Below are 16,266 nucleotides of genomic sequence, written 5' to 3'. Positions count from 1 at the left end.
GTCGACGTGACCGATGGTGCCCACATTGATGTGGGGCTTGGAACGTTCAAACTTTTCTTTTCCCATCTTCAGGATCCTCTAACTAAAAGTTTGTATTTGAGTTAAAGCTTAAGCTTTGTTTTTGGCGATGATGTCATCGGCAACGTTTTTCGGCGCTTCCGCGTAGCCGTGGAACTCCATGGAGTAAGTAGCACGGCCCTGGGTGGCGGAGCGCAGATCGGTCGCATAGCCGAACATCTCGGCCAGCGGCACCTCGGCGTTGATCACTTTACCGGCAGAGCTCTCTTCCATGCCCTGGACCAGGCCACGGCGGCGGTTCAGGTCACCAACCACGTCGCCCATGTTCTCTTCCGGAGTGACCACTTCCACTTTCATCATCGGCTCCAGCAGTACCGCACCGCCCTTCTCGGACAGCTGCTTAGTGGCCATGGAAGCGGCAATTTTAAACGCCATTTCGTTGGAATCCACATCGTGGAAGGAACCGTCGTACAGGGTCGCCTTCAGGCCCAGCAGCGGGTAGCCCGCCAGTACGCCGTTCTGCATCTGCTCTTCGATCCCTTTCTGTACCGCCGGAATGTATTCCTTCGGTACCACGCCGCCCACGATTTCGTTGACGAATTCCAGGCCTTCTTCGTCCTGGTCTTCGGCCGGTTCGAAACGGACCCAAACGTGACCGTACTGACCGCGACCCCCGGACTGTCGCACAAACTTGCCTTCGATTTCGACGTTGTTGCGAATGGCCTCGCGGTAGGCAACCTGCGGTTTGCCGATATTCGCCTCGACGTTGAACTCGCGCTTCATGCGATCGATGATGATATCCAGGTGAAGCTCACCCATACCGGAGATGATGGTCTGGCCGGACTCTTCGTCGGTCTTCACACGGAAGGACGGGTCTTCCTGGGCCAGTTTGCCCAGCGCGACACCCATCTTTTCCTGGTCGGGCTTGGATTTCGGCTCCACCGCGACGGAGATGACCGGCTCCGGGAACTCCATGCGCTCGAGAACGATCTTGTTCTTCTCGTCACACAGGGTGTCACCGGTGGTCACGTCTTTCAGGCCGATCGCCGCGGCGATATCGCCGGCCAGTACTTCCTTGATCTCCTTACGTTCTTTGGAGTGCATCTGCACCATACGGCCGACGCGCTCTTTCTTCTGCTTCACGGAGTTGTACACCGCGGTGCCGCTTTCCAGCCGGCCGGAGTAGACGCGGAAGAAAGTCAGGGTGCCGACGAAGGGGTCGGTGGCAATCTTGAACGCCAGTGCAGCGAAGGGCGCATTGTCGTCCGCTTCGCGGGTCTCGACGGTTTCGTCCTTGTCCAGCAGGGTACCCTCGATGGCGCGCACTTCGGTCGGCGCCGGCAGGTATTCGATCACGGCGTCCAGTACGGCCTGAACCCCCTTGTTCTTGAAGGCGGAGCCGCCCAGAACCGGCACGATTTCGTTGGCCAGGGTACGCTGGCGCAGGGCCGCCTTGATTTCCTCTTCGGAGAGCTCACCCTCTTCCAGGTATTTTTCCATCAGCTCTTCGCTGGCCTCCGCCGCGGCTTCCACCAGGTACTCGCGCATTTCGTCGCAGGTATCCTGGAGCTCGGCCGGGATGTCGCCGTAGTCGAAGGTGGTTCCCATGTCGTCTTCGTTCCACAGGATGGCCTTCATCTTGACCAGGTCGACCACACCCTTGAACTCGTCTTCCGAGCCGATGGTCATCTGCAGCGGGACGGCGTTGGCATTCAGGCGGTCGCGCAGCTGGTCGACAACCATCTGGTAGTCGGCACCGGCACGGTCCATCTTGTTGACAAACACCATGCGCGGCACTTCGTACTTGTTGGCCTGGCGCCACACGGTTTCGGTCTGCGGCTGCACACCGGAGGAGCCGCACAGCACCACCACGGCACCGTCCAGTACACGCAGGGAACGCTCCACCTCGATGGTGAAGTCCACGTGCCCGGGGGTGTCGATGATGTTGACGCGGTGCTGCTTGAACTGTTGCTGCATACCGGCCCAGAAACAGGTGGTAGCAGCGGAGGTGATGGTGATACCGCGTTCCTGCTCCTGCTCCATCCAGTCCATGGTGGCGGCGCCTTCGTGCACCTCACCGATTTTGTGGGACAGGCCGGTGTAGAAGAGGACTCGCTCGGTGGTGGTGGTTTTACCGGCGTCTACGTGGGCGCAGATACCGATATTGCGATAACGATCAATAGGCGTTTGACGTGCCACAGTTGTATCCTCGATATAACGGCAAAAGGCAGCCTGGCCTGTAACTTCAAAGTTAGGTCCGTGCTGCCTTTCGGTATTAATGACTCACGATGCTTTTTATGCGATGCAAAAAGGTCATGAGGCTTAGAAGCGGTAGTGAGAGAACGCCTTGTTGGCTTCCGCCATACGGTGAACATCTTCACGCTTCTTGACCGCGCCGCCCTTGTTCTGGGAAGCATCGATCATTTCGTTGGCCAGGCGCTGCACCATGGATTTCTCACCGCGCTTGCGGGAGAAGTCCACCAGCCAGCGCATTGCCAGTGCCATGCGGCGCGAGGGACGCACTTCGACCGGTACCTGGTAAGTCGCACCGCCGACGCGACGGGACTTCACTTCCACCATCGGGGCAATGTTTTCCAGGGACTCTTCGAAAACCTCGATCGGGTCTTTGTTCAATTTGTCTGAAACCGTGTCCAGGGCGCCGTAAACGATACCCTCTGCAACAGATTTCTTGCCGCTGATCATGACATGGTTCATGAACTTGGCCAGGGTGACATTCCCGAATTTGGGATCGGGCAGTATTTCGCGCTTGGCGACTACTCGTCTTCTCGGCATGAGAATTGCCTCTCTTCAGGGTTACTCCGAGACGCCGCCGTACTTCAATACAATCCGGCGAGCTCGGCCTTACTCCGGTTGGAAAACCGAAACGCAAAAGTCTTAAGGCTGATCAGCCCTTGGGACGCTTGGCGCCGTATTTGGAACGGCCCTGCTTGCGATCGTTGACGCCGGCACAATCCAGCGCACCGCGAACAGTGTGATAGCGCACACCCGGCAGGTCCTTAACACGACCGCCGCGAATCAGTACCACGCTGTGCTCCTGCAGGTTGTGGCCTTCACCACCGATGTACGAAGTCGCTTCGTAACCGTTGGTCAGGCGCACACGGCAAACCTTGCGCAGTGCGGAGTTCGGCTTCTTCGGTGTAGTGGTATACACGCGAGTGCAGACTCCGCGGCGCTGCGGGCTGGCCTGCAGGGCGGGAACGTCGCTTTTTTCGACTTTGCGTTTTCTCGGCTTACGAACCAACTGGTTGATCGTTGCCATTAAAAATCACTCCAAAAATAAAACGCCCCCACCTCGAGAGCGGGGGCCCAGTCGTCTGTGTGTACTGCCGGCCCTTTGCCTTGGGAAGAGGCCCGGACAGAACACCCCACATAAGCGGGGGCCGCATTCTATAGGCGGCGACCCGCGTAGTCAATTGGTTGAGGGAAGTGGGTACTAACCTCGACCTTCGGTTCTCAGGACTCCGTGGAGCGAGGCCTGCAAAGCCAGATGCGAAGGCCCTGATACCGATGGCTGAATCAGGCACCCTCTCCCCCGGCCCCTCTCCCGGCGGGAGAGGGGAGAGCGGGCCTGCGGCCCGTTTGCGGAGCTGGAGCCTTCAGCGCACGGGTGAATAGCTCCGCGCTCCCGGGTTACTCGCCGGAGGACTTCAGGGCCTCGGTCAGGGCCGCTTCCACCTCGGCGGCGGAGGGGCCTTCGCCCATGGCCTCGTCCAGCTGCTGGCTGCGCTTGCGCTTGCGCTCGGTGTGGTGCGCCAGGCCGGTACCGGCCGGAATCAGGCGGCCCACGACCACATTCTCCTTCAGGCCGCGCAGGCTGTCTTCCTTGCCGGTGACCGCCGCTTCCGTGAGGACGCGGGTGGTCTCCTGGAAGGAGGCCGCGGACAGGAAGGACTCGGTGGCCAGCGATGCCTTGGTGATACCCAACAGCAGGCGCTCGAACTGGGCCGGCTGCTTGTCCTCGGCGCGCAGGCGCTCGTTCTCTTCCACCACGCGCTGGTACTCGACCTGGTCGCCCTTGATGAACTCGGAATCGCCCATCTCGGTGATCTCCACCTTGCGCAGCATCTGGCGCACAATGGTCTCGATGTGCTTGTCGTTGATGCCCACACCCTGGAGGCGGTAGACCTCCTGGATCTCGTTGGTGATGTAGCGCGCCAGCTCCTCGACCCCCTTCAGGCGCAGGATGTCGTGCGGGTTGGACGGGCCGTCGGAGATGACCTCGCCCTTCTCCACCGTCTCGCCCTCGAACACGGTCAGCTGGCGATGCTTCGGAATCAGCACCTCGAAGTGATCCTTGCCGTTCGGCAGCGGCTTGCCATCGGCCGGGGTGATCTGTAGGCGTACCTTGCCCTTGGTCTCCTTGCCGAAGGACACGGTACCGGAGATCTCCGCCAGGATGGACGGCTCCTTCGGCTTGCGCGCCTCGAACAGGTCGGCCACCCGCGGCAGACCGCCGGTGATATCCTTGGTGCCGCCGGATTCCTGCGGAATACGGGCGACGATGTCACCGATATTCAGCTTGTCGCCATCCTTCAGGCTGACGATGGCGCGGGACGGCAGCGCGTAGTGCGCCGGCGCGTTGCTGTTGGCCAGGGTCAGTTCGCCGCCGTCTTCGTCGACCAGGGTCACGGCCGGGCGCAGGTCCTTGCCCGCCGCCGGGCGCTCGGCCGGGTCGATCACCTCGATGGAGGACAGGCCGGTGATCTCGTCGGTCTGGCGACGGATCGAAAGCCCCTCTTCCATACCGGACAGTTTCACCCAGCCGGCCACCTCGGTGATGATCGGGTGGGTGTGGGGGTCCCACTTGGCGACCACCTGGCCGCCTTCCACCCGGGCACCTTCGTCCACGCTGATCGCGGCACCGTAGGGCAGCTTGTAGCGCTCGCGTTCGCGGCCGGCGCCGTCGGCGATGGCCAGTTCACCGGAGCGGGATACCGCCACCAGCACGCCGCTCTCGGCCTTGACCGTCTTCACGTTGTGCAGGCGCACGGTACCTTCCTGCTTGACCTGGATGCTGTCCGCCATGGAGGCGCGGCTCGCCGCGCCGCCGATGTGGAAGGTCCGCATGGTCAGCTGGGTGCCCGGCTCGCCGATGGACTGGGCCGCCACAACGCCGACGGACTCGCCCGGGTTGGTGCGGTGCCCGCGGGCCAGGTCGCGGCCGTAGCACTGGGCGCAGATACCGTGGGCGGTCTCACAGGTGATCGGCGAGCGCACGATCACTTCGTCGATGCCCATGGTCTCGATACGATCGACCCAGGCTTCGTCGATCATGGTGCCGGCGGGAATCGCAATTTCCTCGCTGCCCGGCTTGATCACGTCACGCGCCACCACGCGACCCAGAATCCGGTCACCCAGGGACTCGATCACGTCGCCACCCTCGATTACCGGCGCCATGGTCAGGCCGTCGTCGGTACCGCAGTCGATTTCGGTCACCACCACGTCCTGGGACACATCCACCAGGCGGCGGGTCAGGTAACCGGAGTTGGCGGTCTTCAGGGCGGTATCCGCCAGACCCTTGCGGGCACCGTGAGTGGAGATGAAGTACTGCAGTACGCTCAGCCCCTCGCGGAAGTTCGCGGTAATGGCGTTCTCGATAATGGAGCCGTCCGGACGCGCCATCAGGCCGCGCATACCGGCCAGCTGGCGGATCTGCGCCTCGGAACCCCGCGCGCCGGAGTCGGCGTACATGTACACGGAGTTGAAGGAGTCCTGCTCTGTCTCGTTGCCGTCGCGGTCGACTACCGGCTCCTTCTTGATGCCGGCCATCATCGCCTGCGTCACCTTGTCATTGGTGCGGGACCAGACGTCGATCACCTTGTTGTACTTCTCGCCGCCAGTGACCAGGCCGGAGGCAAACTGTCTCTCGATCTCTTTCACTTCCTCTTCGGCACTGGCGATCAGCTCGGCCTTGGCCGCCGGAATCTCGAAGTCGTTCACGCCGATGGAGGAGCCGGACTTGGTGGAGAAGTCGAAGCCGGTATACATCAACTGGTCGGCAAAGATCACGGTCGGTTTCAGGCCCGCCTTGCGATAGCTTTCGTTCAGGATGCGCGAAATGGCCTTCTTCTTCATCGGCTGGTTGACCAGCTCGAACGGCAGGCCATCCGGGACGATATTCCACAGCAGCGCGCGTCCGACAGTGGTGTCGTACACGGTGCGCTTCTCGTGTCTTTCACCATCCTCGCCGATCTCAACCTCGCGGGTGCGTACCTTGACCCGCGCCTGCAGGCCAACCTGCTGGGCGTAAAAGGCGCGGCTCACTTCCTTGACGTCGGAGAAGGCCATGCCCTCGCCCTTGTCGTTGACGCGCTCGCGGGTCATCCAGTACAGGCCCAGTACCACGTCCTGGGACGGCACGATGATCGGCTCGCCGCTGGCAGGGGAGAGAATATTGTTGGTGGACATCATCAGCGCGCGGGATTCCAGCTGCGCTTCGATGGTCAGCGGTACGTGCACCGCCATCTGGTCGCCGTCGAAGTCGGCGTTGTAGGCCGCACATACCAGCGGGTGCAGCTGGATGGCCTTGCCTTCGATCAGCACCGGCTCGAACGCCTGGATACCCAGGCGGTGCAGGGTCGGGGCGCGGTTCAGCAGCACCGGGTGCTCCCGGATCACTTCGTCGAGGATATCCCACACCACCGCTTCTTCGCGCTCGACCATTTTCTTGGCCGCCTTGATGGTGGTGGCCAGGCCGCGGCTTTCCAGCTTGCCGAAAATGAACGGCTTGAACAGCTCCAGGGCCATTTTCTTGGGCAGGCCGCACTGGTGCAGGCGCAACGCCGGCCCCACCACGATCACGGAGCGGCCGGAATAGTCGACGCGCTTGCCCAGCAGGTTCTGGCGGAAACGACCCTGCTTGCCCTTGATCATGTCCGCGAGGGACTTCAGCGGGCGCTTGTTGGAGCCGGTGATGGCGCGGCCGCGGCGGCCGTTGTCCAGCAGTGCGTCCACGGATTCCTGCAGCATACGCTTTTCATTCCGCACGATGATGTCCGGCGCGTTCAGCTCCAGCAGGCGCTTGAGACGGTTGTTGCGGTTGATCACGCGACGGTACAGGTCGTTCAGGTCGGAAGTCGCGAAGCGACCGCCGTCCAGCGGTACCAGCGGGCGCAGGTCCGGCGGCAGCACCGGCAGCGCCTTCATGATCATCCACTCCGGGTCGTTGCCGGATTTGTAGAAGGCTTCCAGCAGCTTCAGGCGTTTGGACAGCTTCTTGATCTTGGTCTCGGAGTTGGTGGCCGGGATCTCTTCCCGCAGGCGCTGGATTTCCGCCGGCAACTCGATGTCGTGCATCAGTTCCTGGATGGCCTCGGCGCCCATCTTGGCTTCGAACTCGTCGGCGAACTCTTCCATGGACTCGAAGTACTGCTCGTCGTTCAGCAGCTGGCCGCGCTCCAGGGTGGTCATGCCCGGATCGGTCACCACGTAGGACTCGAAATAGAGCACGCGCTCGATATCCCGCAGGGTCATGTCCAGCAGCAGGCCGATACGGGACGGCAGGGATTTCAGGAACCAGATATGCGCCACCGGGCTGGCCAGTTCGATATGGCCCATGCGCTCGCGACGCACCTTGGATTTGGTCACTTCAACGCCGCACTTCTCGCAGATGATGCCGCGGTGCTTCATGCGCTTGTACTTGCCGCACAGGCACTCGTAGTCCTTCACCGGGCCGAAAACCTTGGCACAGAACAGGCCCTCGCGCTCCGGCTTGAAGGTGCGGTAGTTGATGGTCTCCGGCTTTTTCACTTCGCCGTAGGACCAGGAGCGGATCATGTCCGGCGAAGCCAGACCGATACGGATAGCGTCAAACTCTTCCAGCTGTTCCCGGTCTTTCACCAGGTTTAACAAATCTTTCAAGGCCTTTCCTCCACTAGGGGGTAGTCAACCCGGACTGGGCCGGGTTGCCGGCGGCAGTACTGCTCACCGCCGGCTGTATCTACTAAATCCGATTGATACCGGTCTTACTCGTGCTCCAGATCGAAATTCATGCCGAGGGAGCGGATTTCCTTGACCAGTACGTTAAAGGATTCGGGCATGCCCGGCTCCATGCGGTGGTCGCCGTCGACGATGTTCTTGTACATCTTGGTACGGCCCTCCACGTCGTCGGATTTGACGGTCAGCATTTCCTGCAGGGTGTAGGCAGCGCCGTAGGCTTCCAGCGCCCAGACCTCCATCTCACCGAAGCGCTGGCCACCGAACTGCGCCTTGCCGCCCAGCGGCTGCTGGGTGACCAGGCTGTAGGAACCGGTGGAGCGCGCGTGCATCTTGTCCTCCACCAGGTGGTTCAGCTTCAGCATGTACATATAGCCCACGGTCACGGGGCGCTCGAAGGCGTCGCCTGTGCAGCCATCGTACAGGGTGATCTGGCCGGAGTCCGGCACGTCCGCCAGGCGCAACAGTTTCTTGGTTTCGCCCTCGTCGGCACCGTCGAAGACCGGCGTGGCCATGGGCACACCCTTGCGCAGGTTCCGGGCCATCGCCAGCACTTCCTCGTCGGTCAGCGCCTCCAGCTCTTCCACGCGACCGCCGGTGGTGTTGTAGACCTCGTCCAGGAAGCTGCGCATCTTGGCGACGTCCTGCTGCTCCTTGAGCATGTGGTCGATCTTCACACCCAGGCCCTTGGCGGCCATACCCAGGTGCATTTCCAGTACCTGCCCCACGTTCATACGGGACGGCACACCCAGCGGGTTGAGGACGATGTCTACCGGCTCGCCGTTTTCGTCGTAGGGCATATCCTCGACCGGCTTGATCACGGAGATCACACCCTTGTTGCCGTGGCGACCGGCCATCTTGTCGCCCGGTTGGATGCGGCGCTTGATGGCCAGGTAGACCTTGACGATCTTCAGCACGCCCGGCGCCAGGTCGTCGCCGGATTCCAGCTTCTTCTTCTTGTCCTCGAAGGCTTCGTCGAGCAGCTTGCGGCGGTCCTTCAGCTGCGCCTCGGCCTTCTCCAGCTGCTCGTTGAGGCTCTCTTCGGCCATGCGCAGCTTGAACCAGTCCTCGCGCGGCAATTCGGCGAGCACTTCGGCGGTGAGCACATCGCCCTTCTTGACACCCTTGCCACCGGCCACTTTCTGGCCTTCCAGTGCCGCCTGCAGACGCTCGAACGTCGCGCCCTCGACGATGCGATATTCTTCGTTCAGGTCCTTGCGCACCTCGTCCAGCTGCGCCTTCTCGATATCGAGGGAGCGCTGATCCTTCTGCAGGCCATCGCGGGTGAATACCTGCACGTCGATCACGGTACCGCGAGCACCGCTGGGAGCGCGCTGGGAGGTGTCCTTCACGTCGGAGGCCTTCTCGCCGAAAATGGCGCGCAGCAGTTTCTCCTCCGGAGTCAACTGGGCCTCGCCCTTGGGCGTCACCTTGCCTACCAGGATGTCACCCGGGCCCACTTCCGCACCGATGTAGACGATGCCGGATTCGTCCAGCTTGTTCAGCGCCGACTCGCCCACATTGGGGATATCCGCGGTGACCTCTTCGCTGCCCAGTTTGGTATCGCGGGCGATACAGGTCAGTTCCTGGATATGGATGCTGGTAAAACGGTCTTCCTGCGCCACGCGCTCGGAGATGAGGATGGAATCCTCGAAATTGTAACCGTTCCAGGGCATGAAGGCGACGCGCATGTTCTGGCCCAGCGCCAGCTCACCCAGGTCCACGGACGGGCCGTCGGCGAGAATATCGCCGCGCATCACCTCGTCGCCGGTCTGCACGATCGAGCGCTGGTTGATGCAGGTGTTCTGGTTGGAGCGGGTGTACTTGGTCAGGTTGTAGATATCCACACCCGCGTCACCGGCCTCCACTTCTTCGTCCCGCACGCGCACCACCACGCGGCCGGCGTCGACACGCTCGATCACGCCGCCGCGGCGGGCCACCACGCAGACACCGGAGTCGCGCGCCACGGTGCGCTCCAGGCCGGTGCCCACCAGCGGCTTATCCGGGCGCAGGGTCGGTACCGCCTGGCGCTGCATGTTCGAGCCCATCAGGGCGCGGTTGGCGTCGTCGTGTTCGAGGAACGGAATCATCGCCGCGGCCACGGAAACCACCTGCTTGGCGGACACGTCCATATACTGGATTTCCGACGGCGACTTGAGACTGAACTCGTTCTGGTGGCGCACGCTGACCAGGTCATCGGTGAAGCGGCCATTTTCGTCCGTGGCAGCGGAAGCCTGGGCGATCACATAGTTGGCTTCATTGATCGCGGACAGGTACTCGATCTCGTCGGTGGTCTGGCCGTCCACCACCCGGCGGTACGGACTCTCGAGGAAACCGTAGTGGTTGGCGCGAGAGTAAGTGGCCAGGGAGTTGATCAGGCCGATGTTCGGGCCTTCCGGCGTCTCGATCGGGCAGACGCGGCCGTAATGGGTCGGGTGCACGTCGCGCACCTCGAAGCCGGCGCGCTCGCGGGTCAGGCCGCCCGGGCCGAGGGCGGAGACGCGACGCTTGTGGGTCACTTCCGACAGTGGGTTGTTCTGGTCCATCAACTGGGACAGCTGGGAGGAACCGAAGAATTCCTTCACCGCGGCGGCAACCGGCTTGGCGTTGATCAGATCCTGGGGCATCAGGCCTTCGGACTCGGCCATGGACAGGCGCTCTTTCACGGCGCGCTCGACGCGCACCAGGCCCACGCGGAACTGGTTTTCGGCCATTTCGCCCACGGAACGCACGCGGCGGTTACCCAGGTGGTCGATATCGTCCACCATGCCCTGGCCATTGCGGATGTCGATCAGCGTCCGCAGTACATCGACGATGTCCTCTTTGCTCAGGGTGCCTTTGCCGGTCTCTTCGTCGCGGCCCAGCCGGCGGTTGAACTTCATGCGACCGACCGCGGACAGGTCGTAGCGCTCGTCGGTAAAGAACAGGTTCTCGAACAGGGATTCGGCCGATTCCTTGGTGGGCGGTTCGCCCGGGCGCATCATGCGGTAGATTTCCACCAACGCTTCCAGTTGCGTGCGGGACGGGTCCGCGCGCAGGGTATCGGAAATGAACGGACCGCGGTCCAGGTCGTTGGTGTAAAGGGTTTCAAGCTTCGTCACGCCCAGCGCGCGCAGCTTGCCCAGTACCTCGTCGGTAATCTCGGTATTGCACTCGATCGCCACCTCGCCGGTGGACTCATCGATGACGTCGAGCGCCAGCACGCGACCGTGCAGATACTCCAGCGGCGCTTCCAGGCGCTCGACGCCGGCCTTTTCCAGCTGGCGAATGTGGCGCGGGGTGATACGGCGGCCTTCCTCGACGATGACCTTGCCCTTGCCGTCCTTGATATCGAAGGAGGCCACATCGCCGCGCAGGCGCGAGGGAATCAACTCGAGGCTGCAGCTCTCTTCGTGCAGATCGAATTTACTGGTGTCGAAGAACATATCCAGCATTTCTTCGGAGCTGAAGCCGAGGCCCCGAAGCAGGATGGTCGCCGGCAGCTTACGGCGGCGGTCGATGCGCACGTACACCAGGTCTTTCGGGTCGAACTCGAAGTCCAGCCAGGAACCACGGTAGGGAATCACGCGCGCGGCGTACAACAGCTTGCCGGAAGAGTGAGTCTTGCCTTTGTCGTGATCGAAAAACACACCCGGGGAACGGTGCAGCTGGGAAACAATCACGCGCTCGGTACCATTGATCACGAAGGTACCGTTTTCGGTCATGAGCGGGATCTCGCCCATGTAGACTTCCTGCTCCTTGATATCCTTGATGGACTTGTTGGCAGACTCCTTGTCGTAAATGATCAGGCGCACGCGCACCCGCAGCGGGCAGGAGTAGGTAACACCGCGCAGGGTACACTCCTTGACGTCGAATGCCGGCTTACCCAGTTGGTAGCTCACATACTCCAGTGCCGCATTGCCGGAGTAGCTGACAATCGGAAATACGGACTTGAACGCGGCCTGCAGCCCCACGTCCATGCGGTCATCGGCACGACTGTCGGCCTGTGTAAATTTGCGATAAGAATCCAGCTGTATCGCAAGCAGGAAAGGCACGTCCATGACCTTGGGCAGTTTGCCAAAATCCTTGCGGATACGTTTTTTCTCAGTGTATGAGTAAGCCATTCATATTCCCCAGCTTGATCGGTGACAAGACTTCGTGGAGCTGTGCCCCGGCACCGGATAGCGTGCCGGCGGCGCAAAACTCGCCCGGGCGAGAAGCCTCTGAGCAATGCAGCATTCACTACACTCTTCGGAAGCCTCTCCAACAGTTGCGCTTTTCAGTAGCGCGCGGACTGCGGTAAGGTGTCAATTGCAGCTTCAACGGCCGATTCCCGCGCACGGGAAGAGACGCAAAACTACATTGCCGCAAACGGCAAAAAGGCCGGCGCGCAGAGCGCACCAGCCTTGCCGCCGGCGGACGGAAAAAACCGGTCGCCGACGGAGAGTCGCAACAGCCGAATTACTTCAGTTCTACGGTTGCGCCAGCTTCTTCCAGCTGAGTCTTGGCCTCCTCGGCTTCCTCCTTGGTCGCGCCTTCCTTCAGCGGAGCCGGGGCGCCATCTACCAGAGCCTTGGCTTCTTTCAGGCCCAGGCCGGTGATGCCGCGAACAGCCTTGATTACGTTCACTTTCTTCTCGCCGGGAGAAGTCAGGATTACGTCGAACTCGTCCTTTTCTTCAGCGGCTTCTTCGCCACCGGCAGCGCCGCCGGCCACAACAGCAGCTGCAGCAGTTACATCGAACTTCTCTTCCATGGCTTCGATCAGCTCGGCAACGTCCTTGACGGACATTTCGGCAATCGCGTTGATGATATCTTCTTTAGTCAGAGACATGATTCAGTACCTGATATTGGTGAGCAGCGAAACTGCTCGTGTATTCATTGAGAAAGCCTGTGAAAACTGCAACTTCGCCCTGCGAAGTCATTAAGCAGCTTCCTGCTCTTCTTTCTGGTCGCGTACGGCCGCAATAGTGCGGACCAACTTGCCAGCGGATGCTTCTTTCAGCACGCTCATCAGCTTGGCGATCGCTTCGTCGTAAGTCGGCAACGTGGCCAACATGGCGACATCAGCGACTTCGCCTTCGAAGGCAGCACCTTTCAGCTCCATCCTTTCGTTTCCCTTAGCGAACGCCGTCAGGATGCGCGCACCGGCACCCGGGTGTTCACTGGAGAAAGCGATAAGACTGGGACCGACGAAGTTGTCTGTCAGACATTCGTATTCGGTACCTGCCAGAGCGCGACGCGCCAGAGTATTGCGGACGACTTTCATCCAAACGCCGTGCTCGCGAGCCTCTTTGCGCAGGGCGGTCATGTCGTTCACGGTTACGCCACGGGAATCCGCAACGACCGCAGACAGAGCACCCTCAGCAGCCTGCTGGACTTCTGCGACAATCGCTTTCTTGTCTTCGAGTCCAATAGCCATAGTGTCACTCCTGGATTTGAAAAAAGGACCGGAAAACTCTTTCCCGATCCGCTCCGGTGTTCAACCTGAGCCATCGTTTCACGACGAGCTCAGGCTGCAGCTCAAATCCAGTAATAGAATACTGGTTTGGGCGACACCGTCTGCGTAGGCTCGAACTCCCTCGATGGCCGGCCTGGCCGGAATCCGGATTAAGCTGGCGGCATTTAAACCTCAAACACCGCCGGCGCCTACGGTCTTTGACGGCCCGCTGCCCTTCTGCGACCCTCCTGGAGAGGGGCGGGAAAGGGTGCGGACCCCAAAGTTCTGTTTGCCGCGGAGCCTGCGCCCCGCGGGCTCGATTAAATGCTCAGGGAAGCCTGATCGATGGTCAGGCCCGGGCCCATGGTAGTGCTCAGGGTGATCTTCTTCAGATACACGCCCTTGGAAGAAGACGGCTTGGCCTTCTTCAGATCGGCAACCAACGCTTCCAGGTTTTCCTTCAGCGCATTGGGGTCGAAAGCCACTTTGCCGATACCGCCATGAATGATGCCGCCCTTGTCGGCACGGAAGCGCACCTGACCGGCCTTGGCGTTCTTGACCGCAGTGGCCACGTCCGGGGTCACGGTACCGGTCTTCGGGTTCGGCATCAGGCCGCGCGGCCCCAGGATCTGGCCCAGCTGGCCGACTACCCGCATCGCATCCGGAGAGGCGATCACCACGTCGAAATCCATCTTGCCGGCTTTCACATCCGCTGCCAGCTCGTCCATACCCACCAGGTCCGCGCCGGCTTCTGTCGCCGCGTCGGCGTTGGCGCCCTGGGTGAATACGGCCACGCGCACATCTTTACCGGTGCCGTGCGGCAGGGTAGTGGCGCCGCGCACAGCCTGGTCGGATTTGCGCGGATCGATGCCCAGGTTCACGGAAGCATCGATGGTTTCGGCGAACTTCACATTGGAGAGTTCTTTCAGCAGGGCCACGGCCTCTTCAAAACCGTAGGCTTTACCCGCTTCCACTTTTTCAGCGATAGCGCGCTGACGCTTGCTCAATTTGGCCACTTACATACCCTCCACATCGATACCGGCACTGCGAGCGGAGCCGGCGATAGTGCGCACGGCTGCATCCATATCGGCAGCGGTCAGGTCGGGTTGCTTGGTGGTGGCGATCTCTTCCAGCTGTTCGCGGGTGACCTTGCCCACCTTCTCGGTGTTCGGGCGGCCGGAGCCACTCTTGATATTGGCGGCCTTGCGCAGCAGCACGGAGGCCGGCGGCGTCTTCTTGATGAAGGTAAAGGAGCGATCGCCGTAGACAGTGATCACTACCGGCACCGGCATGCCCGGCTCCATATTCTGGGTCTCGGCGTTGAACGCCTTACAGAACTCCATGATATTCACGCCGTGCTGACCCAGCGCCGGACCTACGGGCGGGCTCGGGTTGGCCTGGCCGGCGGCCACCTGCAGCTTGATATAAGCTTCAATTTTCTTAGCCATTACAGCTTCCTCTCTCAGTTGGGTGTTAACGCCTGCGCTACACAGCCGAAACTGCAGCGCCCGGCTCCCCGGGGTCCCCGCCCACCATCAGAGTGACAGGGACGCGAAAGCCCCCTTCCACCTTTCGGCGAAAGAGGGCAAAAAAAACGCCTGCCTGATCAGGTCTTTTCGACCTGACCAAACTCCAGCTCTACCGGCGTGGAACGACCGAAAATCAACACGGCCACCCGCAGGCGGCTTTTCTCGTAGTTGACTTCTTCCACCACGCCGTTGAAATCGTTGAACGGACCGTCGGTAACCCGCACCATCTCGCCGGGCTCGAACAGGGTCTTGGGCCTGGGCTTGTCCACTGAATCGTCGATGCGATTCAGGATGGCCTGGGCTTCGCGATCGGTGATCGGCGCCGGCTTGTCCGCCTTGCCGCCAATAAAGCCCAGCACCCGCGGCGTCTCTTTAACCAGGTGCCAGGTATCGTCGCTCAGCTCCATTTCCACCAGCACATAGCCGGGGAAGAACTTGCGCTCGCTCTTGCGCTTCTGACCGGCGCGCATCTCCACCACTTCCTCAGTGGGCACCAGCACCTCACCGAACAGGTGATCCATTTCGTGCAGTTCGATGCGCTCCTTCAACGAGGAAGCGACGCGCTTCTCGTAGCCGGAGTAAGCCTGAACCACGTACCAATGCTTAGCCATGCGTCAACCTTTAGCCGATAATCCTGGAAGCTGCCCAGCCCAGGGCGGAGTCCAGCCCCCACAACACCAGCGCCATAAACAGCACAAACACCACCACGATCAGCGTGGTCTGGGTGGCCTCCTGACGGGTCGGCCAGACGACCCGGCGCACTTCTACCTGCGCTTCCCGCAACAGCTTCCAGAAGGCGCTCCCCTTGGCGGTATTGACCGCCACCGCCAGCGCGACCACGCAGAGCGCAACCATCGCCAGCACACGGTAAAGCAGGGGATATTCGGCGTAGTAGGAATTGCCCGCCACGGCGGCACCGACCAGCAGTAGCACCAGCAGCCACTTCAGGCCGTCAAGACGAAAGGTTTTCGCCTCTACTTTCGCGTTCATACAAAGAAGCCCTTAGCGCACAAATTGAAAAGCCCTTAGCGCTTACAAGCACGGATCGAAAATTCGCGGACCCGTGACGCCCTCAGGCACATACAAGGCGGGGCGATTGAAAGCTGGCAGGCCAGGAGGGACTCGAACCCCCAACCCTCGGTTTTGGAGACCGATGCTCTACCAATTGAGCCACTGGCCTGAAGATCCGGCAACCGCTGCCTATTTTTACAGCGGAGACCGAAAAACAAGGGAGCGGAGTCTAGCACCGCTTCCGCCCCCATTCAACGAGCAATTTGGCGGAATCTTCGACCCGCCAACTGCGATTACTCGATGATCTTGGACACAACACCGGCGCCAACGGTAC

11 protein-coding genes and 1 tRNA gene are annotated in these 16,266 nt (G+C 61.2%); all 12 read right to left on the bottom strand.

Features of this window, described 5'->3' with window-relative positions:
* Window positions 1-108: 108 nt before the first annotated feature.
* The 12 genes from fusA to OQE62_RS18595 all read right to left on the bottom strand — a co-directional run bounded on the left by fusA (window position 109) and on the right by OQE62_RS18595 (window position 16,101).
* Window positions 109-2,217: an elongation factor G gene (gene fusA / locus OQE62_RS18650; protein WP_265723558.1), complete on the bottom strand. Its 2,109-nt coding sequence runs from the start codon at window positions 2,215-2,217 to the stop codon at window positions 109-111.
* 123 nt (window positions 2,218-2,340) lie between these two features.
* Window positions 2,341-2,811: a 30S ribosomal protein S7 gene (rpsG, locus tag OQE62_RS18645; protein ID WP_265723557.1), complete on the bottom strand. Its 471-nt coding sequence runs from the start codon at window positions 2,809-2,811 to the stop codon at window positions 2,341-2,343.
* Window positions 2,812-2,923: 112 nt separating this feature from the next.
* Window positions 2,924-3,298, bottom strand: coding sequence for a 30S ribosomal protein S12 (rpsL, locus tag OQE62_RS18640; RefSeq protein WP_265723556.1), 375 nt, complete (start codon window positions 3,296-3,298; stop codon window positions 2,924-2,926).
* A 371-nt stretch (window positions 3,299-3,669) separates the two neighbouring features.
* The gene (rpoC, locus tag OQE62_RS18635) at window positions 3,670-7,899 is read right to left on the bottom strand and encodes a DNA-directed RNA polymerase subunit beta' (protein ID WP_265723555.1); all 4,230 of its coding nucleotides are present in this window, start codon (window positions 7,897-7,899) and stop codon (window positions 3,670-3,672) included.
* 104 nt (window positions 7,900-8,003) lie between these two features.
* Complete coding sequence (gene rpoB / locus OQE62_RS18630) at window positions 8,004-12,077, bottom strand: DNA-directed RNA polymerase subunit beta (RefSeq protein ID WP_265723554.1); 4,074 nt, start codon at window positions 12,075-12,077, stop codon at window positions 8,004-8,006.
* A gap of 337 nt (window positions 12,078-12,414) precedes the next feature.
* Window positions 12,415-12,786 carry a 50S ribosomal protein L7/L12 gene (gene rplL, locus OQE62_RS18625; RefSeq protein ID WP_265723553.1) on the bottom strand — a complete coding sequence of 124 codons (372 nt, stop codon included), beginning with the start codon at window positions 12,784-12,786 and terminating at the stop codon, window positions 12,415-12,417.
* Between the two features lie 90 nt (window positions 12,787-12,876).
* Window positions 12,877-13,374, bottom strand: a complete 498-nt coding sequence (rplJ, locus tag OQE62_RS18620; protein WP_265723552.1) for a 50S ribosomal protein L10 — start codon at window positions 13,372-13,374, stop codon at window positions 12,877-12,879.
* A gap of 338 nt (window positions 13,375-13,712) precedes the next feature.
* On the bottom strand, window positions 13,713-14,408 hold the full coding sequence (gene rplA, locus OQE62_RS18615; RefSeq protein WP_265723551.1) for a 50S ribosomal protein L1: 696 nt from the start codon (window positions 14,406-14,408) through the stop codon (window positions 13,713-13,715).
* Window positions 14,409-14,840, bottom strand: coding sequence for a 50S ribosomal protein L11 (rplK, locus tag OQE62_RS18610; protein ID WP_265723550.1), 432 nt, complete (start codon window positions 14,838-14,840; stop codon window positions 14,409-14,411).
* Window positions 14,841-14,998: 158 nt separating this feature from the next.
* Window positions 14,999-15,532 (bottom strand): transcription termination/antitermination protein NusG, encoded by a 534-nt coding sequence (gene nusG, locus OQE62_RS18605; protein ID WP_265723549.1) that lies wholly within the window; start codon window positions 15,530-15,532, stop codon window positions 14,999-15,001.
* A gap of 10 nt (window positions 15,533-15,542) precedes the next feature.
* Window positions 15,543-15,911 carry a preprotein translocase subunit SecE gene (gene secE, locus OQE62_RS18600; protein ID WP_265723548.1) on the bottom strand — a complete coding sequence of 123 codons (369 nt, stop codon included), beginning with the start codon at window positions 15,909-15,911 and terminating at the stop codon, window positions 15,543-15,545.
* A gap of 114 nt (window positions 15,912-16,025) precedes the next feature.
* Window positions 16,026-16,101: transfer RNA gene (locus tag OQE62_RS18595), tRNA-Trp, on the bottom strand.
* Window positions 16,102-16,266: the final 165 nt, after the last annotated feature.

The sequence above is a fragment of the Microbulbifer halophilus genome (assembly GCF_026183675.1).
Taxonomy (GTDB): domain Bacteria; phylum Pseudomonadota; class Gammaproteobacteria; order Pseudomonadales; family Cellvibrionaceae; genus Microbulbifer; species Microbulbifer halophilus.
The sequence above is the reverse complement of the archived record's forward strand: the minus strand, read 5'-3'. Positions and strand labels throughout refer to the sequence as shown.

Excerpts from the sequence above, each read along its gene's own strand:
- rpsG (WP_265723557.1), bottom strand. The coding sequence starts at position 2,811 with ATGCCGAGAAGACGAGTAGTCGCCAAGCGCGAAATACTGCCCGATCCC.
- secE (WP_265723548.1), bottom strand. The coding sequence starts at position 15,911 with ATGAACGCGAAAGTAGAGGCGAAAACCTTTCGTCTTGACGGCCTGAAG.
- nusG (WP_265723549.1), bottom strand. The coding sequence starts at position 15,532 with ATGGCTAAGCATTGGTACGTGGTTCAGGCTTACTCCGGCTACGAGAAG.
- rpoB (WP_265723554.1), bottom strand. The coding sequence starts at position 12,077 with ATGGCTTACTCATACACTGAGAAAAAACGTATCCGCAAGGATTTTGGC.
- rplJ (WP_265723552.1), bottom strand. The coding sequence starts at position 13,374 with ATGGCTATTGGACTCGAAGACAAGAAAGCGATTGTCGCAGAAGTCCAG.
- rplK (WP_265723550.1), bottom strand. The coding sequence starts at position 14,840 with ATGGCTAAGAAAATTGAAGCTTATATCAAGCTGCAGGTGGCCGCCGGC.
- rpsL (WP_265723556.1), bottom strand. The coding sequence starts at position 3,298 with ATGGCAACGATCAACCAGTTGGTTCGTAAGCCGAGAAAACGCAAAGTC.
- rplL (WP_265723553.1), bottom strand. The coding sequence starts at position 12,786 with ATGTCTCTGACTAAAGAAGATATCATCAACGCGATTGCCGAAATGTCC.